This is a genomic window from Chryseobacterium taichungense (assembly GCF_900109935.1).
GTDB classification, from domain to species: domain Bacteria; phylum Bacteroidota; class Bacteroidia; order Flavobacteriales; family Weeksellaceae; genus Chryseobacterium; species Chryseobacterium taichungense.
Genome location: NZ_FOBV01000004.1, coordinates 240383 through 261959, shown reverse-complemented (window position 1 = coordinate 261959; position 21577 = coordinate 240383). Strand labels below are relative to the sequence as shown.

Annotated in this window: 12 protein-coding genes; 5 read left to right on the top strand and 7 right to left on the bottom strand. The window is 35.4% G+C overall.

Translation table 11 applies throughout. The features are described from left to right. Positions 1-3 precede the first annotated feature (3 nt). The 5 genes from nusA to BMW64_RS10510 all read left to right on the top strand — a co-directional run bounded on the left by nusA (position 4) and on the right by BMW64_RS10510 (position 10433). Complete coding sequence (gene nusA, locus BMW64_RS10530; protein WP_089999921.1) at positions 4-1239, top strand: transcription termination factor NusA; 1236 nt, start codon at positions 4-6, stop codon at positions 1237-1239. A gap of 78 nt (positions 1240-1317) precedes the next feature. Next, positions 1318-4329: a translation initiation factor IF-2 gene (infB, locus tag BMW64_RS10525; RefSeq protein ID WP_089999920.1), complete on the top strand. Its 3012-nt coding sequence runs from the start codon at positions 1318-1320 to the stop codon at positions 4327-4329. A gap of 992 nt (positions 4330-5321) precedes the next feature. Beyond that, positions 5322-8174, top strand: a complete 2853-nt coding sequence (locus BMW64_RS10520) for a SusC/RagA family TonB-linked outer membrane protein (RefSeq protein WP_089999919.1) — start codon at positions 5322-5324, stop codon at positions 8172-8174. A 26-nt stretch (positions 8175-8200) separates the two neighbouring features. Further along, positions 8201-9607 (top strand): RagB/SusD family nutrient uptake outer membrane protein, encoded by a 1407-nt coding sequence (locus tag BMW64_RS10515; RefSeq protein ID WP_089999918.1) that lies wholly within the window; start codon positions 8201-8203, stop codon positions 9605-9607. Positions 9608-9665: 58 nt separating this feature from the next. Continuing rightward, entirely contained in the window at positions 9666-10433 is a 768-nt protein-coding gene (locus tag BMW64_RS10510; RefSeq protein ID WP_089999917.1) for a RagB/SusD family nutrient uptake outer membrane protein, read from the top strand. 265 nt (positions 10434-10698) lie between these two features. On the opposite strand, the gene pckA is transcribed toward BMW64_RS10510, so the two are convergent. From pckA to BMW64_RS10475, 7 genes are all read right to left on the bottom strand, one after another. Beyond that, positions 10699-12336: a phosphoenolpyruvate carboxykinase (ATP) gene (pckA, locus tag BMW64_RS10505; RefSeq protein ID WP_089999916.1), complete on the bottom strand. Its 1638-nt coding sequence runs from the start codon at positions 12334-12336 to the stop codon at positions 10699-10701. A 127-nt stretch (positions 12337-12463) separates the two neighbouring features. Continuing rightward, a complete protein-coding gene (locus BMW64_RS10500; RefSeq protein WP_089999915.1) occupies positions 12464-13369 on the bottom strand; it encodes a GYDIA family GHMP kinase in 906 nt (301 codons plus the stop codon). A 14-nt stretch (positions 13370-13383) separates the two neighbouring features. Continuing rightward, the gene (fabD, locus tag BMW64_RS10495; RefSeq protein WP_089999914.1) at positions 13384-14259 is read right to left on the bottom strand and encodes an ACP S-malonyltransferase; all 876 of its coding nucleotides are present in this window, start codon (positions 14257-14259) and stop codon (positions 13384-13386) included. A 70-nt stretch (positions 14260-14329) separates the two neighbouring features. Beyond that, the gene (locus BMW64_RS10490) at positions 14330-16264 is read right to left on the bottom strand and encodes an amino acid ABC transporter substrate-binding protein (RefSeq protein WP_089999913.1); all 1935 of its coding nucleotides are present in this window, start codon (positions 16262-16264) and stop codon (positions 14330-14332) included. A 37-nt stretch (positions 16265-16301) separates the two neighbouring features. Beyond that, a complete protein-coding gene (gene bshC, locus BMW64_RS10485; protein ID WP_090000129.1) occupies positions 16302-17888 on the bottom strand; it encodes a bacillithiol biosynthesis cysteine-adding enzyme BshC in 1587 nt (528 codons plus the stop codon). A gap of 11 nt (positions 17889-17899) precedes the next feature. Continuing rightward, positions 17900-19837 (bottom strand): putative porin, encoded by a 1938-nt coding sequence (locus BMW64_RS10480; protein WP_089999912.1) that lies wholly within the window; start codon positions 19835-19837, stop codon positions 17900-17902. Positions 19838-19926: 89 nt separating this feature from the next. Then, positions 19927-21576, bottom strand: a complete 1650-nt coding sequence (locus BMW64_RS10475) for a SusD/RagB family nutrient-binding outer membrane lipoprotein (protein ID WP_089999911.1) — start codon at positions 21574-21576, stop codon at positions 19927-19929. Position 21577 lies beyond the last annotated feature (1 nt).

Below are 21577 nucleotides of genomic sequence, written 5' to 3'. Positions count from 1 at the left end.
TAAATGGACAATATAGCGTTGATTGAATCCTTTGGTGATTTTAAAGACGAAAAAGGGATCAGTAAGATTGATCTTATGGCAATTATTGAAGATTCACTGAAAACTCTTTTAAGAAAAAGATATGATTCAGATGATCATTTTGATGTGATTGTAAACCCTGACAAAGGAGATTTTCAGATATTTTTAAATAAAACAATCGTAGAAGACGAGATGTCTGAAGATGATGATTTGGAAATTGAAATCTCTGAAGCTAAAAAAATCGATCCAACTTTTGAAGTGGGAGAAGATTTTACAATGGAAATTCCTGTTGCTCAATTGGGAAGACGAAATATTCTTACACTGAAGCAGATTTTGGCTACGAAATTGCAGGAGCACAACAATGCGATGCTATACGAGCAGTTTAAAGACAGAATCGGGGAGATCGTAGTAGGAGAAATTCACCACATCCGTCATAAGCATGTCATTTTGCTTGACGATGAAGGAAATGAATTTATTTTACCTAAAGAAAATCAGATCCCGTCGGATTTCTTTAAAAAGGGTGAGAATATAAGAGCTATTGTGGAAACAGTAGATTTCAAAGGTTCAAAACCGCAGATTATTATTTCCAGAACTGCACCTAAATTCCTTGAGAAATTATTGGAGCTGGAAATTCCTGAAATCCAGGATGGAACGATTATGTTGAAAAAAGTAGTAAGGATTCCTGGTGAAAAAGCAAAAATTGCAGTAGATGCTTATGACGACAGAATAGATCCGGTAGGTGCTTGTGTTGGGGTGAAAGGATCAAGAATTCACGGCGTTGTAAGAGAGTTGAGAAATGAAAACATCGATGTTATTCAGTGGTCGAAAAACCCTGAGATTTTGGTGAAGAGAGCTTTAGGAAATGTTACCATCAACAAGATTGATATCAATGAAGATAGTACTTATGCATTGGTATATACGCCGGTTGAAGAGATTTCCAAAGTGATTGGAAAACAGGGTCAGAATATCAGACTTGCTTCTTGGTTGACGGGTTATGAGATTGATGTGCACAGAGAGGCCAGCGAAGATGATGACGTTGAATTAAAAGAATTCAATGATGACATCGACCAATGGATTCTGGATGAATTTAAGAAAGTGGGTCTTACGACTGCAAAATCAGTTCTTGATAAAGAGACTGAAAGTTTATTGAATATGGTAGACCTTGAAGAAGAGACTATTGAAGAAGTGAAACGTATTCTGAGAGAAGAATTTGAAGATTAAGATTTTTAAGTAAATTTTAATAAACAGTAAAAAAGAAATACTTTAATTTTAAGAATTAAAAAACAGTAAATAATATAGATGCCAAAAATTAGATTAAATAAAGCGGTTAAGGAATTCAACATTTCGATGTCCAGATTAGTAGAATTTTTACAATCAAAGGGCATTGAGGTTGAAAGCAATCCTAACGCTCAATTGGAAGAAGCGGCATATTCTGCATTGGAAGCTGAGTTTGCCAAAGACGGCGAACAGCGAAAGGCTTCCCATGAGGTGGTGATCACAAAAGTTCCGGAAGAAAAGCTGGAAATTGAAGAAAAGAAAACCCCTGAAGTAATAAGAGCTAAAGCTAATAAACCGGAAACTAAGATTTTAGGTAAAATAGACTTAGAGCCTAAAAAACCTGAAGTGGAAGAAGCTCCTGCTCCGAAACCGGAACCTGTGGTGGAAGAGAAAAAAGAAGTTGCTCCTGAAACAAAAGCGACTCCTGAAAAACAGGAATTCAAAGTTCTGGATAAAATAGATTTGTCTCAGATCGAGTCTAGAAACAGACCGGTGAAAAAAGACAAACCAAAAACAGAGGATAAAAAAGAAGAGGAAAAACCTGTAGAAAAACCAGTTGAGGCTGTAAAAGAAACACCTAAACCGGCTGAAGAAGTTCCGTCAAAGCTTGTAGTGGCAAAAGAAGAAACTCCGAAACAGGATGATGATCAGCAGGAACCTCAAAAAATTGAAACCGTTTACCAAAAACTTGACGGTCCTAAAATTGTTGGTGAAAAAATCGACTTAACTCAGTTTGCCCCTAAACAAGGAGCCGGAGCTAAAAAGAAAAGAAAGAGAATTGAAAAGCCAGGTGGTCAGAACCAGCAAGGTGGAAACAATAATAATCAACAGGGAGGAAACAACCAGGGACAAGGAAATCGTCCTCAAGGCCAGGGTGGACAAGGTGGAAACCGCAACCAGGGTCAAGGCGGACAAGGCGGAAACCGTTTTGGAAACAACCAGGGTGGTGGACAAGTAAACCGTCCTCAAGGTCAAGGTGGACAAGGTCAGGGTGGTGGAAACCGTTTCGGAAATAACCAGGGTAATCGTCCGCAAGGCCAGGGCAACCGTCCACAAGGTCAGGGCGGCGGAAACCGTTTTGGAAACAACAGACCAGGGCAAAGAACGATGCCTGTTGAACTAACTGATGAACAAGTTAAAAACCAGATCAAGGAAACCCTTGAAAAATTAACCAATAAAGGAGGTAAGTCTAAATCTGCAAAACACAGAAAAGACAAGAGAAACTTCCGTAGAGAACAGGATGAACGTCAGCAGGAGCTTGATGCAGCAGACAGAACGTTAAAAGTAACCGAATTCATCACTGTTGGTGAATTGGCAAGTTTAATGAATGTGTCGCCTACAGAAGTGATCTCTGCATGTTTCTCACTAGGGGTAATGGTTACCATGAACCAAAGGCTTGAAGCTGATACTTTGTTATTAGTAGCTGACGAATTTGGTTATAAAATCGAATTCTCTGATGCAGATCTCGAAGAAACAGAGGCTGAAGATGAAATTGATAATGAAGAAAATTTAGTACCAAGAGCACCGGTAGTTACGGTAATGGGACACGTTGACCATGGTAAAACTTCATTACTTGATTACATTAGAAAGACGAACGTTATTGCGGGAGAATCCGGAGGTATTACCCAGCACATTGGTGCTTATAATGTGAAATTGGAAAATGGTCAGAGAATTACATTCTTAGATACTCCAGGTCACGAAGCCTTTACGGCGATGAGAGCCAGAGGAGCACAAATTACGGATATTGCAATCATTGTAATTGCTGCCGATGATGATGTAATGCCTCAGACAAAAGAAGCGATTGCTCACGCTCAGGCTGCACAGGTGCCAATGATTATTGCGATCAATAAGGTTGATAAACCAAATGCGAATCCGGATAATATCCGTCAGCAGCTTTCAGGATTAAACCCTCCGGTTTTAGTTGAAGAATGGGGAGGAAATGTTCAGGCACAAGAAATTTCGGCTAAAATGGGTAACAATATTGATCTTTTATTAGAAAAAGTATTGTTACAAGCAGAATTATTGGAGTTAAAAGCTAACCCTGCACGTTCTGCAAACGGAGTTGTGATCGAAGCATCATTGGATAAAGGAAGAGGATACGTGGCAACCATGCTTGTACAATCAGGTACTTTAAAAGTTGGAGACTATGTAGTAGCAGGTAAAAATCATGGTAAGGTAAAAGCTTTGCTTGATGAAAGAGGTAAAAATCTTGCCGAAGCAGGTCCTTCTATCCCGGCAACGATCTTAGGTCTTGACGGAGCTCCTACAGCAGGGGATAAATTCCGTGTATATGCTGATGAAAGTGAAGGTAAAGCGATTGCAAACAAAAGAGAACAGCTTCAGAGAGAATTATCGATCAGAACGAAAAAACATACGACACTTGAGGAATTGGGAAGACGTATCGCTTTAGGAGAGTTCAAGGAATTGAATATTATCCTTAAAGGGGACGTGGATGGTTCTGTTGAAGCACTTTCTGATCAGTTACAGAGATTGTCAACAGAAGAAATCAGTGTGAAAATTCTTCACTCCGGAGTAGGACAAATCACTGAATCCGATATCAACCTGGCTGCAGCATCTGATGCAATTATCATTGGATTCAATGTAAGAGCTGGTGCGAACGCTAAAGAACTTGCAGACCGTGAAGAAATCGAGATCAGAACATATTCTGTAATCTATAAAGCGATCGATGAGGTGAAAGAAGCGATGGAGGGAATGCTTTCTCCGGAAATTCAGGAGCAGGTAATTGGTAATGTTGAGATCCGTGAGGTGTTCAAAATTTCAAAAGTAGGTACCATTGCAGGTTGTATGGTTCTTACCGGTAAGGTTACAAGACAATCAAAAATACGTCTGTTGAGAGATGGTATTGTGAAATTTGAAGGGGAGCTTGAAAGTTTAAAACGTTTCAAAGACGACGTAAAAGAAGTAACCAAAGGCTACGAATGTGGACTTAACCTTAAAGGATACAATGATATCGAAGTAGGAGATATTCTTGAGGTTTACGAAGAAGTTGCTGTGAAGAAGAAATTGAAGTAGTATTTTTATGGCTAGTCCAAAAATACATTAACAATTTTCGATTAAAATATTATCCGGAAGACTTTGATTTTCCGGATTTTTTATGCATTATTTCCATGATTTTCATCTTCAGGCTAGTGTGTGCTCTTTTGTTGTTATAAATATGAATAGTTTCATTCACTTAATTGTTTTAAGTCATGAATATTTTGTATTTGTAAATGAGAAATTATATCTATCATTGTTCTCTAGGCTTTTCGATAAATTTCACAGCAATGTTATAGTCTATCATCTGAGTGATAGATGAGGGGAAGATTGTGGCTCTATTTCCTTACAGTTATTTTGTAACCTTGACTGCATTTTCAGTATTCATATCCGCTTTTCTTTAGACCCAAACCAAACAATGCTTTTGCATAAATGTTTTGTAATTGAATTCACCTTTTTCTATGAGATTAGCTTCAATTTAAAATATAATAAGCACATTGTACGTTTTCATTTTTATTAGATCAATTTCAATACGGATGATTGTAATATGTGCGAATTTCCTTACTTTTCTAGTGAGTAGAAATAAGCATGGCCATAAAAACTATAATATTTTTTTTCTAAAAGTTTTTGATACTTGGAAAAAATTGACTTGTTGAATATCTATTATTATTTTTAAGATAATGTAAATAAATGTTAAAAAATAATAATGTATCTATAAGTATTCTCTGTAAAATATTCTATTAAATATCACTTTGCATTGAAATAATACTATTATTCTAACTTAGAAATTTATAAACATTCTAAATAATATTTTATAAACCGTTTAAGAAGTGTTAAAATTTTTATAATAATGTTACTCACTTGTTTAAATTTCAAATTACTTGTGTTTAATTTAAAAAAAAAGCTACTAATGAGTTGAGCATATTTAAGCATAATTGTATTACTATTAATAAATTCTTAAATATAAAAATTGCTAATGTTAAAATTTATTAACATATTTGTTAAACTTTTAAATATTAAAATTTGTTAATATGAATGTGAAATTACGTGTATTGAGTGCTGGGGTTTTGTTTTTCTTAGGGCAAAACACTTTTGCACAAAGAAGCCAAAAAGATACGATAAATAAAGAAACTCAGATTGAGGAAGTCGTTATGGTGGGTTATGTTAAGAAGAGTGTTTCTAGTTTGACGGGTAGTATGACTGCTTTAAAATCAGCAGATATTGATACTCCTTCTGCAATAAGTGTGGATCAGGCTCTTCAAGGAAAAGTGCCAGGAGTTGTCGTTAATACTACTTCAGGTACACCTGGATCATTTCAAGATATTAGAATTAGGGGGGTAGGGTCTTTTACTGCTTCCAATAGCCCATTGTTTGTTATTGATGGTGTTCCTATGGTAAATGGAAATACTACAGCAGATAATGCAAGTGCTAGTCCAAGTCTTTCAACTCTATCCGCATTAGCTAGTATAAATAATGATGATATAGAATCAATTGTTGTTTTAAAAGATGCTTCATCAACAGCGATATATGGAGCAAGAGGATCTAATGGGGTGATTGTTATCACCACTAAAAGGGGAGCTAAAGGAAAGACTAGATTCAATTTAGATACATCAGTAGGCTTCCAAAATGAAGCATATAATAAACTGAAAATGTTAAGTGGAGCTCAAAGGCTTAGTTTGTTAAAGGATGGTATAGCAAATCAATTTAATCAAACGCAGGATGAGGCTATGCAAACAATCATTGATAATGATCTTGGCGGATATAGCTTATGGGATGGTAAGGAGTACGGATGGCAGGATCTGTTAACAAAAAAAAATGCGGGCTTATATTCAGTTAATTTGAATGCCTCAGGAGGGGATGCTAAATCTACGTTTTATGCTTCACTAGGATATAACAAAACTGAATCTACTTCAATTGCTAATCCATTTGAAAGAATTACGGGCTTATTCAGTTATAAAAGAGATCTTACTGATAAAGTGAGCTTTGAATCATCTTTTACTGGATCTTGGTTAAAGCAAAATCCTATATTAGAAGCAGGTTCCTTCTTCGGGAATCCATATTTAACAAGAGTATTGATTTCTCCATGGGTAAGACCTTATAATGCAGATGGATCTTATAATATTGATGAATTCTCTGACATGACATCAATTGCAAATACTTTATATACTCAAGCTAACAACGTAATTTGGCAAAAACAAATGAGGGCTTTGATTAATAATAAAGTTGATTACAAAATTATTAAAAACCTTACATTTACCTCTCGTTTAAATGTTGATTTTTTGTTTAATGATTATAAAGCTTACTATAATAGATATCATGGGGATGCTAAAGATGCAAATGGTTCTTCTGAAAGAAGAATGTCACAAAACTTTAATCTAGTAACTATAAATCAATTAAATTATATTGTAAAATTTGATAAACATAGAATAGATGCTTCAGCATTCTTTGAATATCAAAAAAATCAGCAAGATGTTTTAAGTGGCTATGGAGAAAATATTCCCGCTGATGGATTAACAAATATTGATAATACAAGTGCCAATTATTCTACGGGTTCTAACTATGAAGATTGGAAAAATACATCGTATTTCGGGACATTAAACTATTCTTATAACAATAAGTATATCTTAGATGCTACAATTAGAAGAGAAGGATCTTCAAGATTTGCGTCGGGAAATAGATTTGGAACTTTTTGGTCTATAGGTGGAGCGTGGAATCTACATAAAGAAAACTTCATGCCAGATGTTGTTAATGAATTGAAGTTAAGAGGTTCATATGGTATTACTGGAAACAGCGGGGTAGGATTAAATAGATATCAAGCTACATTAGCATACGATATAGCATATGGTCAAAATGGAGCAGCGTATGCTAATAATTTTGGTAATCCTAATTTAACTTGGGAAAAAAGTAAAACATATGATTTAGGTTTAGATTTTGCATTCTTTGATTCAAGATTATCAGGATCTATAGAATACTATAATAGATATACATATGATTTATTACAAAGTGTTCCCTTGTCAAGAACTACAAGTTTTACATCACAGGCTCAAAACCTAGGAGCAATGAGAAATCAAGGAATTGAGGCCTCATTAAAATTTGATGTAATTAGGTCAAACAGTTTTAATTGGAATATTTTTGGTTCAATTGCAACCGTTAATAATAGGATTGAGAAGCTAGCTACAGGTGGTGATGGTCTTCCAATTGATGTTTACGCAGGAAGTGTTTATCGTAAAGCTGAAATTGGTCTGCCATTTATGTCTTGGTATATGCCTACATGGGCTGGGGTGAACACTCAAACTGGAGCTCCAGAATGGTACTTGAATGGGGTTGATGGTGAAAGAACTTCTAATTATAATGCAGCGAAAAGGGTTTTTCAGGGTACTGCAATACCTAAATATACGGGTGGATTTGGCACCGGTTTATCATACAAAAATATATTCTTGAATGCTAATTTTTACTATGCGGGAGGTCACAAAATATATGAACAATATGCCCAGTTCTATATGAGAACAAATAGCTTTACATTAGCGTCATATAATGGTAGTGAAGACCTTTTAAACGCTTGGCAGAAACCAGGAGATGTCACTGATGTACCTGTACTTAGTTATTCTCAAAATGATAATTTTCATGCGACTTCATCAAGACATTTGTATGATGGATCTTTTATTAGATTAAAAGATATAACTCTAGGATACAATTTACCGAAAGATTTTATTAAAAATATTGGCATTGACGGTCTTTCGTTAACGGTAAGAGGAACCAATTTATGGACTTACGTTTTTGATAAAGGTTTAAAACTAGATCCTGAGGTGAGTGCTGCTGGATATACTACATTAACAACTCCACCTGTTAAGTCAATTATTTTTGGAGTGAATGTTCAATTTTAAAATTAATTAATAATTAAAAAGAAATTATGAAAAAGATATTCATCAAAATTTTTTTTAGTGCTTTAATATTATCTGTTATTTCCGCATGTAATGATGAAGGACTAGACCCAACATTATCTCAAGCAAAAGATCTTGAGGCTAGTATTAATACAGTCAATGATTTGAGGACTGTATTGGCTGGAGGATATGATAGGATGACATCAGTAAGCTATTATGGTAGAGATTTAATAATATTTGGAGAAGTTAGAACAGATAACTGTTTTTCTAATGCTAATTCAAATAGATTTGTCTCAGTTGGTCAAATGAGTATGTTGCCTTCAGATGCTTATGCATCAGATACTTGGACAAGAATTTACCAAGCTATTGGTAATGCAAATATTGTAATTAACAAATCTTCCTCTCAATTATCAGGAGATACAGGAGAAATTAATCATATTAAAGGGCAGGCTTTAATAATGAGAGCGTTGGGGCATTTTGATTTAGTAAGAATTTTTGGACAGCAGTTTGTCGATGGACAAGGCGGAATGAGCGCTCTTGGAGTTCCTTATGTTACGACATTTAGAGATGCCAATAATTTATATCCATCAAGAAATACCGTTCAAGAAAATTACGATAGTATTATAAATGATCTAGATAATGCTATATCTTTGATGAATGCTTCGTATGATGATCCATCAAAACACTACTTAACATCTTTATCAGCGCATGCAATTAAGGCTAGAGTAGCACTATATTTTAAAAAATATCAGATTGCTGAAAATGAAGCTAAAATTGTGGTCGATTCAGGAAAATATACTGTTGCTAGTGCAACCAATTATGCAGCAACCTTTAAAACCGATTCAACGCCAAATATTATTTTTTCTTTAGATTTTAATGCTAATGATAATCTAGGAAATAATTCTTTAGCTTCTATATACAGAGGTTCAGCTTATGGAGATATTGTTGCCTTAAAAAATCTTTATGATGCATATGATACTGGTGATATTAGAAAAACAACAACTTTTATTGCACCAAATGGTTCCTCGACGTTAGAGTATAGAAATATAGGTAAGTATCCTACTGTTGCGACACCAGCTGATGACGTTCCTATTGTAAGAATTGAAGAAGTTGTGTTGATATATGCTGAAGCATTATTAAACAATGGTAAAGCAGCAGATGCATTAATTCAATTAAATAAGATCCCAGCAAATAGAAATGCTTCTACTTATACTGCTGCAACAATGGATAATATCTTATTGGAAAGAAGAAGAGAGTTAGCTTTTGAAGGATTTAGATTTGATGACCTAGCAAGGACTGGAAAATCAATTCCTCTAGTTGATCCTGTTAGACAAAAGTTTGGTACTATTAACTATGGCTCTTTCAAATATGCTTTTCCTATACCACAAAGTGAAGTTGGAGCTAATGGAAATGTTAAACAAAATAATGGTTACTAATAAAGAATATTAATATATAATTTGAGAGACTGCTTTAAAAATTAGGCAGTCTTTTTTTATGCAATTATTTCTTATTTTACTTACTTCAATATTTTACCCCGGACTTCGAAGCTTCAACAGCAGCTATACCTTATATACTGCTCTTGATTCGCTAGCATGGACTCAGGATACGGGTCTTCAAGGAGGTTTTAACGATCTTAATACAAACAGCTGGATTTGGGGTTTTGATATCCAAATTGTTAATGGGTTAGATTTAGTAAGCTGGTGGGGACAAGTTGATAGATTTACTTACAGCTACGCATCTGCAGGTGATTATAAAGGTATGGATAATAATTTGTACAGCAGTATTAGCACGGATGACGCAAGGAGGTCACAGTTTCAGTTCACGGTACGTATACCAACAAATAAGTTTTATGACTCAAAGAGAGTAGTACAAGGCCAAAGACAGATTACAGCTGATTATTTATATATGAGGGTAGACGAGTATTATCTATTGGCAGCCGAAACTTTAGCAAAAAGCGGGCAAGAAACTGAGGCTAGAACAATACTTAAAACATTATTGGATAACAGATATAATAATCCAACAACGACTTTAGCATACATTGATGCATTGTCAGGAGTAAATTTGCAAAACGAGATATATAAACAAACTCGAATAGAACTTTGGGGTGAAGGTAAATCTTATCTCGCTTTAAAAAGAAATAAAGCAACAGTTGTGAGAGGTTCAAATCATTTATTCTTAGTGGGTACACCATTACCATATAATGATCCAAGAATGTATTTCAAGATTCCTCAAAGAGAAATTGATGATAATCCTAATTTCTAAAATAGAAGAGGCTGTCTTTTTAGACAGCCTTTTTTTATTATTTTTTTGTAAGTTGTGTTAGGTGGATATTTACTTAGTAATAATAGTAAGGCACTTATAAATACTTTCTATAAGTTTAAAAAGAAAAGTATTATGAAATATTCCCATAAATTTTAAATAAAAACTGTGATATATTTAATTCATGATGTTTAACTACAAAGATCATTCGATACCACTAAAAAAGGTGAGAAAAAATCTCACCAAATAATATTATTCATTAAAATCACTAACTATTTTTTAGTGTATTATCTGCGGTCTGTTCCTGCAACTGTGGACCTGATTTCACTAATTTTTTAGCTTCATCCGAATTGCAGTACTGTTCGAAGTTTTTGATGTATTTAGCGGCAAGATCTTTTGCTTTTTCTTCCCATTCTTCCACACTATTATAGGTATCTCGCGGATCCAGAATGCCTTCAGAAACATTCGGTAATGATGTTGGGACTTCCAGATTCATGATTGGAATTCTTGTCTTTGGGGCATCTTCAATAGAGCCATCAATAATGGCATCAATGATTGCTCTTGTATCTTTTAATGAAATCCTTTTTCCTGTACCATTCCAGCCTGTATTTACGAGATAGGCTTTTGCGCCGTGTTCTTTCATTTTTCCGATCAGTGTCTTTGAATACATGGTTGGGTGCAGTGTTAGGAACGCCTCTCCGAATGCCGGTGAAAACGATGGTTCAGGCTCTGTAATTCCTCTTTCTGTCCCGGCTAATTTTGATGTATATCCACAAAGGAAATGATATTGTGCCTGATCTTCATCCAAAATTGAAACCGGAGGCAATACTCCAAACGCGTCTGCCGAAAGATAAACGATCTTTTTGGCATGTCCCGCCTTTGAAGGTAAAACAATTTTATTAATATGATAAATAGGATAAGATACCCTCGTATTTTCTGTGATAGAATTGTCTGTATAATCAGAAATACCGTTATGTACAACAACATTTTCAAGAAGTGCATCTCTTCTGATGGCTCCGAAAATATCCGGTTCTTTTTCTGCCGAAAGATCAATCACTTTTGCATAACATCCGCCTTCATAATTGAACACGCCATTGTTGTCCCATCCGTGCTCATCGTCTCCAATAAGATATCTTTTAGGATCTGCGGATAAGGTTGTTTTTCCGGTTCCTGAAAGTCCGAAGAAAAGAGCAACATCTCCTTCTTCTCCTACGTTGGCAGAACAGTGCATAGAAGCCATGCCTTTTAACGGAAGGTAATAATTCATCATGGCAAACATTCCTTTCTTCATTTCGCCGCCATACCAAGTACCTCCAATAATTTGAATTCTTTCAGTAAGATTAAACATAATGAAGTTTTCAGAATGCAATCCCTGTTCTTCCCAATTTGGATTCGTCGTTTTAGAACCGTTGATTACCGTGAAATCCGGCTCCCCGAAGTTTTGCAATTCGTAATGAGAGGGACGGATGAACATATTCGTAACGAAGTGCGCCTGCCAGGCTACTTCCACAATGAATCTCACTTTAAGCCTGGTGTCAGCATTTGTTCCGCAAAAAGCATCTACTACGTAGATTTTCTTTGATGTTGAAAGTTGATTCAGTACTATTTCCTTACAAGATTGGAAAATTTCAGGTGTTGTAGAAAGATTTACTTTACCGTCCCAGAAAATTGTATCTCTCGTAACATCATCCTGAACAATATATCTGTCTTTAGGTGAACGACCTGTGAAAATTCCTGTTTTTACTGATACTGCACCAGATTCCGTAAGCTCAGCTTTTTCAAAGCCCTGATTCTCAGGAGAAACTTCAGCCTGATACAGCTCCTCATAAGAAGGATTGTAAACGACTTCATAGTTTCCTTTAATCCCTAATTTTTCTAAATCCTGGATGATTTTAGCGTTTTTCATTTTACTTATATTTTCTATTTCTTTTTTGGGTCTAACAAAATTAATATTAATTAATTGTTAAAAGTGGTTTAAATATAATGATATAAGTCAAAATGGCAAATAAAAATGAAACTTTATAATCTATTGACTATAAGTCTATTAAATCTGACCATTCAAAAATTGTGTTAAAATCTTTTCCCCAAAAATAGTCCTTAAAGCCATCAAATTTTGAGCTCATGACAAAATCTCCACCCCATGCCCCCAGACTTTTAATAAAAACAGGACAATCGGCGAAAAAACGCTCCTTAACTGTGGGAATTTCAAGGAAATCTGATATTTTTTGCTCATGAATCAATAATAAATCAGAAAAATCTTCCAATTCGTTGCATAACAAAATTTTTCTTGTAAGATCCGAAAATTCATCAACCAGTTTTTGAGACTTATTTTTTGACCGATAAAAGTTGATTCCTTCACGGCTGTCCTGCTTCTGATTGAGATGAATAAAAATCAGTTCATTTTTAAAGGACGGACTGAAATTTACCTTTTCATATTTTATTTCCGGTTTGCTCTGATAAAGGATCGCCGATTTCTCTTTTGCTACGGCGATATCATAACCGCTCCCGCCAAGACTTATCGTATTTAAATAAAAAGGATCAATCACTGCCCACTCTGCCAGGTTGTTCATTAGAGTAGAACTGCTTCCCAAGCCATAATCTGCCGGAAACTGAAGATTGGTCGTAAAATGATACGTAAAATTGCTTTTGAATTTAGTATTTGAAAGTGACTGAACGTTTTTTAATGTTTTTAAAATAAACTCAGCACTTGTAGGAATATTGGTTTCCAGAATCTGCCAGTTCTGATAGTCAATGACAGCTTTTAACCATAAGGTATTCTGATGATAGGCTTCCCAGAAGATCAGGGATTTCCCATCATTTGTTTCTTTAAAAGAAAACTCTTGTCCCAGCTTTGTAGGTACAGCCAGGACAAGAGCTCCATCTATTGCGAAATATTCTGAAGTAAGCATCAGCTTTCCCGGTGAAAATATCTCGCCCATGATTTAATTGATTTTTAGATTGCGGAAGCAACGTCAACAGAACCATCAATTTTCTTGATCAATCCCTGTAATGTTTTTCCTGGCCCAACTTCTACGAAATTCGTTGCGCCGTCTTTAATCATATTCTGTACAGACTGTGTCCATTTTACAGGACCTGTAAGCTGTGCAATCAAATTTTTCTTGATCTCATCAGGATCAGAAACTGCGGTTGTCGTAATATTCTGATATACCGGAATGGTCGCTTTTCTGAATTTCGTTTGTTCGATTGCTGCTGCAAGTCGTTCCTGTGCCGGTTGCATCAAAGGAGAGTGAAATGCACCATTTACCGGTAACAATAGAGCTCTTTTTGCTCCTGCCTCTTTTAATTTCACACATGCTTCTTCAACTGCTGCTGTTTCGCCGGAGATTACCAGCTGACCTGGACAATTGTAATTAGCAGGAACTACGATTCCGCTGATCTGGGAACAGATTTCTTCAACTTTAGCATCATCTAATCCTAAAATTGCTGCCATAGAGCTTGGATTGGCGTCACAAGCTGCCTGCATGGCTTTTGCCCTTTCAGAAACCAACTTCAGTCCGTCATCAAAAGACAGAACCCCATTGGCAACCAGTGCTGAAAACTCTCCCAGAGAGTGTCCTGCGACCATTTCTGCGCCAAGACCGTTTACTGCTTTCAATGCAGCAACAGAGTGTATAAAAATTGAAGGTTGGGTAACTTCAGTCTTTTTAAGATCATCATCCGTTCCGTTGAACATCACAGAAAGAATATCGAATCCTAAAATTTCGTTGGCAGATTCCATCAGATCTTTGATGTCTTTTCTAGAATCATACAATTCTTTTCCCATTCCTACGAACTGAGAACCCTGCCCGGGAAACACAAGTGCTTTCATCTATTAATTTAAAATATTTTGCAAATATAAATATAATGTTAATAATATTCTTTAGAAATCACCCGGTGGTTTATGGGACCAACCTGATGACACGATAACCTGTATTTACGTAGGCACCGTTTGCTTTAGATTTTACAAACTCAAATTTGGTAGCCAACTGAGTCTGAACTTTATTCATTTGTTTAAAAATCTCACCTTTTTTGTTCTCTCTGGTCAACATATCATTAACCACATCAAAACCTATGATTGCGTATCGTGGAGGCGTTTTGCAGTATTTACTCTTATAAGCGGCAAGAATTTCTTTTTCAAAACTTCCTTCTGTATTGATTGTTCTGTCCATGAGATAAACCAAGTTTGCCAAGACTAAATCATCCACCTTCTTTTCGAAAGCCGGAACATAATGCATACTGAATGCTTTTACCCCCTGAACTTCTTTAGCCAAAGCAATGATTCTATTAGCAAAAGCTTCACCAACAGCGTCGTTATCACTTGCAAGAATGGCAATTACAGGAGCTGATTGGCCGGTCATCATATTCTGATCCAGCTGAACATCTGCTGCTGAATTTACAATCGTAATGTTCGGATTTTTCAATATTTTCTCAAGACCTGCCTTGATGTAGTTTGCATTTTCTTTTTTAGCATCCGCAACAATGTATATTTTCTGATCGGAATATGTTGCTTTTACTTCTTCTACAATTTTATCAGCATAGGTCTGGTCGTTTGTTTCAACGATAATAAGGTTGCTGTAGTTGTATAATTCCGGAGAGTTGGCAAAAGGAGCAACAATCGGAATTTTCTGATTTTTTGTAAAGTCAAGTACATCAACAACGTTCGATTTAAAGAACGGGCCAATGATTAAATCTGTATTGTCAGGATTGATTTGTGTTAATGAATTTCGGAAAGAGGCTTCATTTCCAGAATCTACAATCTTTACATCAAGCTTCTGTCCATTTCTAGCGTTTCTTTCAATAGCAAGCTTGGCTCCTGTAAGAAAATCCAACGCCATTGTTCTGTACTGTGTTTCACCTGTACTGTAGCCGAAAGGAAGCATCATCACAACACTTAATGCATCTCCGTTTTTCTTTACATAAGCGGGATCCAATTTTTTAATCTTAAGAACCATTCCTGCTTTTAATCCCCTGGATAATTCAGGGTTAAGCGCAATTAATTCATCAATAGAAATTCCAAATTTATTGACAATGGAAAACACAGTATCTCCCTGCTGAACAGTATAAGTAACATAGTCGTCGGCAGCGGTAGAAGTTGTATTTGCTGATGATCTTTCATTCCCGGAATCCACTTTCGTTTTGGAATTAGGCGTTTCCTCAAAAACTGCAGCTCCGGAATCGTTTCCGGCATTTAATTTCTTAACTAAAATTTTCTCTCCAGGTTTTAACCCTTTTTCTTCCAAACCAGGATTTAACGCAAAAAGCTCTTCCTTACTGATATTGAATTGCTTTGAAATTCTGTAATAATTATCTTTCTGCTGAATGATATATTCGCCTTCAGCAACTGTTCCTGTCGGCGATTCAACTACCTTTTCCACAGGTTTTACAGTTGGCGCAACTGCCTGCTGACTTTCACCATATTTTTTAATACTTTCAAGAGGTAAAGTAACCTCATCACCGATCTTCATATGGGAATCCAGCTCAGGATTCAGTTTTCTGAGATCAGTTTCTGAAATTCTGTATTGTTTTGTAATTCCGTAAATGGTCTGTTTTGGCTGAAGAACAATTTTACCCAACTGAGCATTGCCGGCAGGTTTTGTTGCAACATTTGCTTTTGATGAAGATGCTGCTTTATCATTTTTAACAGTTAAAACATCACCGATTGCAAGCTTCCCGTCTTTTACAGATGGATTGAGTTTCAGCAATTCATCTACGGAAAGTCCGTATTTTTTTGCAATATTATAAGGAGTATCGCCTTTTACAACGGTGTGCGATTTCTGAGCAGACACCCCCAAAACCATACATAAACTGGACAGAATAAAAAACCTCTTTATCATATTGGATCATTATATTTACAAAAATACTTCTTTAAAATTAAATGGCAAGGATTATTAATTTTGACTCTTCAATTTGCATTTCTTCTAAACAAGTCTCAAGCCATAAATATCCGTGATCTGCAAAGAACACGCTGAAGTTATAAACCCTTTCCTGCCAGTTTTTGGAAGGATGAACATCAAGGAACAAATTCTCAAGCCTTTCAAGCATTTCGTTCTGTTTGATTTTCTCGGCATGCAGCAGACGTTTTTTCATTCTTTTAAAAGATTTCACCTGCCTTACCTCTTCCGCCTTAACCATATTTCCGAAAGATTTTTCTGTGGTTTCTGCGGCTTGTTTTAATTCTGAAAACTGATGGATTATTTGACTTTCTTTTTCTTCAAGCAATCTTAGGATTTCATTATTATCTAAGATCTTGTTATTTGTAATCGTTGTAAAATTTTGGAAAAAATCTTCAATTTTCAACTGTAGCTTTTCAATTTTCCCTAATGTCTTTTCCTTTAAAAATAACATTGAATTCCTTGGAATCAGAATCGGAAACGGAAGATTGATCTCTTTAAAATAGTCTTTCAATTCCAGCCAGTACATGATTTCTGCATTCCCACCGATATATGCCAGATTAGGCAATATGGTTTCCTGATAAACAGGCCGCATAAGAGCATTAGGACTGAATTTTTCCGGATAATTTTCCAGTTCACTGAGAATTTCTTCTTCTGTAAATTGTATATTTTTATCAACAATAACATATTTCTTCCCATCAAAATCAATTCTGTCTCTTGTGTCGGTTAAATAAAAAAGATTGATCTCTCGTGGATTTACCTGAACTTTACCATACTTCTCCGTTAATAATTCTACTTTTTCTTTTGAGGTTTTATATAAAGTAAAGTTAAGAAGCTCATTCTTAAATGTTTCTTTTATTCTGTTTTTTAATTCTTTAGAATCTCCGTCAAGAATTAACAATCCAAAATCAGAAAACAGTCGGTTGACTAAAATCTGAATTGCCTGCGTTAGCGTATTTCCTGTTTTATACGCTTCCTTCAGCATTAAAATTAATTCGGTTCCGAAAACAAAGTCTTTAAATTCTTTTTCAAATTCTGAAATAAAAAATGTATCCGTGATCTGGATTCTTCCTACTGCACCACCGGATTTTTCATTAATCTCGTAATAATTATTTTCAGTTTTAAAGTGATTGATCTCCGCAAAATCATGATCTTCAGATGCCATCCAGTATATAGGAACAAAATTGAAATCAGGAAAATTTTCCTTAAGGTAAGAACATGTTTTAATGGTCTGCAAAATTTTATAGACAAAAAAAACAGGTCCTGAAAAAAGATTCAATTGATGCCCCGTGGTGACTGTAAAAGTATTTTTAAGCTTTAAATCATTTAAATTTTGTTTTTGCTTTGATGACAGCGTAAGACCTGAAAGCTGATCTTCCAACACGTCAGCGAGAATTTCTCTCTGATCTGAAGTGAAAGAATTCTGTTTTTCGTGGAGTCTTTTCATAAAGTTGTCCAAAGAAAATGTATATTCTTCAAAACCTTCAATCTCCTGATTTAAAAAATCCTTTACTAATTGAGGTATGCTTGCTATATCCTGAAACGATATTTTATTAATTGTTTTCAACTCTGTTTGTTTTAGTTGAATAAATACCACACAATTCCGAGATTTAATCTAAAATCATAGACCGGATAACTTGGGAATGCGTAGGCTTTATTGTGAGAAATAAAAGTTCCGACCTGTTGCCCTTCAATAAAGAAGAACATTTTCTTAACTTTCATATTAAAATAGACGTCAGCGATTGGTTGTCCTCCAATTGAGAACGAATTGGCTCCGGGTAAAATATATTCATTAAGAATCGGGAAATATTCTCTTGATGCAAATTTTGAGAAATAATAAACCTTTATTCCCGCCTGAATTTCCGCCGCATTTTTAAATGCTTTCGACTGGTAAAAGAAATTGGCTCTTCCAATGAAATCCGGCAAAGGCAAAAGATCTTTATTGGTAAGTACATTCTGAAACTGTAATCTTGTATTTAAATGAAATTTACCGTAGCTGAAGGTGGCATCACCTCCGATCTGGGAAATATTAACTGAACTTTCACTTTGCTTTGGCATCGCCGCCAGATCAAAATAGGTATAATTTTCAATTCTGAAATAATTGGCAAATAATTCCGTTTTAAACCATTTCAGATTAAGACTTCCGCCCGCTTCCAACACCGTTTGGTTTTGTGCATTCTGAAAATAATAATTGAAATTATTATAAATAGAAGTATTTAGCAGGTAATTGAATGACGGATAAGCGGTCTGAAAATTTAATTTAGCATTTACAAAATAATCTTTTACCGGTTCAAACTTAAGGTTATTGGTAGTTTTCAGGTAGTTTCCGAATTGGCTTCCATTTGAAAACTCTAAAAATGAATTCAGCTGAAATTTATCAAAAAGTCTGATCTGTAAATTTCCTACAGCGCCAATTCTGTTTTCCTTTATCTCGGTAGGGATTTCCAGTAAAGGCAAAATGATCTCACTCGTTCCTAATTTCAATATCTGATACCGAACGCCGGCGTCAAGTTTAAATTTTTCATTGTCCCAAACCAGACTTACGGTATTGCTAAAGTTATCTGAGTATTTTCTTGATGATACAGGCCCGTTTGCGACAAGCTGTTGTGGAGCCTCATACCAAAACGCTTCAGGTGAGCTTTGAGTATAGTAGTATTTATTTCCCTGATGAGAAATTGTATGCCTGATTTTGAAAGGTATTTTCTCCGAATTGAAAGGTGCAAACTGATGTGTCAGATAATATCTTCGATACGAAAACTGTGAGCTTGATGAAGCTAGATTAACCTGCATGTTCTGCCTGTTCCGGGAATCACTGTTACCATTCTGGAATAGGCTGTCTACAGCGATACCTCCGTTTTCCTGGTTGTTAACATTTTGATGTAGGTAATGAGCGAATAACTCATAAATCCCGCTTTTTGAAACGTAATGGCCGGAAAATAATGTGTTATTGTTCGATGCTAATGAATTCCTGTACATCCCCTGAGAGCGCAATCCGCTGTACTCCAATGAAAAATTGAATCTTTTACCGATATTCTGAGTATAAGATGATCTTAGAGCCGCTCCGTTTTTCATGGCATTATGATAAATGAAAGTAGCGGTAGGCGTTTTAACATCATAATAATGAATATCGTTTATACCAAGAATACCGTACGACTTATTGGTAGGTAATAATGCCAAATTCTGTTCTGAATTAAACTCGTAAGAAATGGGGTTAAATCCGGCACCAATATTTGCTACCTGCACCCTGCCGAAATTATCCCTGTTGTTATATTGTGAAAATATATACGTTTTATCAAATGTCATTACGGTGTCAAACACTTTTTTTTCTGAATATTGTGTCTGATACAGGTAGTCATTAATGGTTGGTTTAAATATTTTTAAGGAATCTTTCTTTCCTGAATCAATAACCAAAGTGTCTTCTGACTTTTCAGGAAGCTGGTTTGAATCCGTCTTGTTGACCACCTGAGCATTAGTTATACATCCGAAGAAAATTATTATAAAAAGTATATACTTCATTATTCTTTTTTGTAAGGCAAAAATAAGAAATAATGGGGAATAAAAAACCCCGCACAATAATGTGCAGGGCATAATAAAAATAATCAATTTTAATTTTGATTCCAAAATGGAGTATATTGATTTTTCGTGAATAATTGATTCATAGATAAACTAGGAACATTAGCACTATTAGCAGAAGATTCTGATATCGGATACATCAGGCGATATGGTTTATTTGCAACAGTTGCAGAAGCCGCCATAGGGGTAAAGGGATATCCTGTTCTTAAATAGTCTATATAAGACTCTATAGGAGATACATTTGTTAACCCAATCCACTTTTGAGTCATAATAGCTTCTAGTTTATTATTAAATGAGCCTGTCCATCCTAAACCAGTTCTGGTTGCAATAGTTGTCTTATAAGTGCCTATTGTGGCACCAAGCCATGATGCGGAAGCATCTATGCCTGCATTGAAATTAGCGCTGGCTTGTGCATCTGATCCAAAAATTGCAGGATACCTTAGAGCAGCCTCAGCAAGTAAAAACTTGGTTTCCGCCAATGACATTATCATACTACCTCTAGTATTGGAAGCTGAAATAAGTGCACCTATTGTGGAAACAGATGTATTACCAACAAAATTACCACTAGCAAATTTAGAAACAGTAGTCAAATCTAACGGAGCACCAGGCTCTCCCGGTAAAGCTCCTTGTCTTGTACCTTTAACCTGAGGTACTCCTTGATAAGTTACTGAAGAAAATAATCTAAAACTTCTAGGATCTACAATACCATTAAATTTAGCATCACTTGGAAGAGTTGAAAATGGAGTCAGACTACCTACTCTATTACCATTTAAAGCTATTGCCATGTGTTCAGATGCTGTTATCCAGTTGTACCTTGCAGCAGTGGAACCAGCAGAATTTACTCTGTACGAAACAAGAAATGGATTCATTTTATCATCATTTGCATTGCTATAACCAGGATTTACTAAAACATTAACCGTATTGAAATCTGCGTCTGTAGAACCATTAAAATCTGCCAGTTTAGAATCTCTATATGCTGCCATATCATCGGTAACATTAGACATTCTTAATAGCATTCTTAATTTGATTGTTCTTGCAAAATTCTTCCACTTACCCATAGCGCCAGAAAAAATAACATCTTCTGCACCTGGTACAATTGCAGTGGAACCGGCATTATCAATTAAAGCAATTGAAGCATCTAAATCTGAAATTAACGCTTTATAAATATTCTTATCATCATCATATTTAGGAGTAGTATTAAAACCTCTCTTAAAAGCTTCAGAATAAGGAGCATCTCCATAAAGATCTACGATATATTGCATATAGAAAGCCTTCATAATTTTTGCCATAGCAACATAATTATCTTGTGAACGATCTGCATTATTATAATCTTCTATAAGCTTAAAATTCGCGCATTGTAGGTATATAGTAGACCAAATACCTGAATAGAAAGAACCATCTACTGTACTGAGAGTAAATTCTCTACCAAAGTACCCACTAGTAAAAGAATAGCAATTAATACCCCAACTATTCATCATCGTGCTACCAAGTTCCATCATAGAGCCTGCACCGTTAGTTTGTACTGCATGAATAGAAACTGCAGCACCCGGGAAAATAAGTTTAGGTGAAACATCTTCAATATGTGCAGAATTTGGATTTTCGTTTATATCCAAGTAGTCATTACAAGATACTACTCCCAAAGAAAGAGCTAGTATAAGGATTGTATTTCTAATTTTATTCATA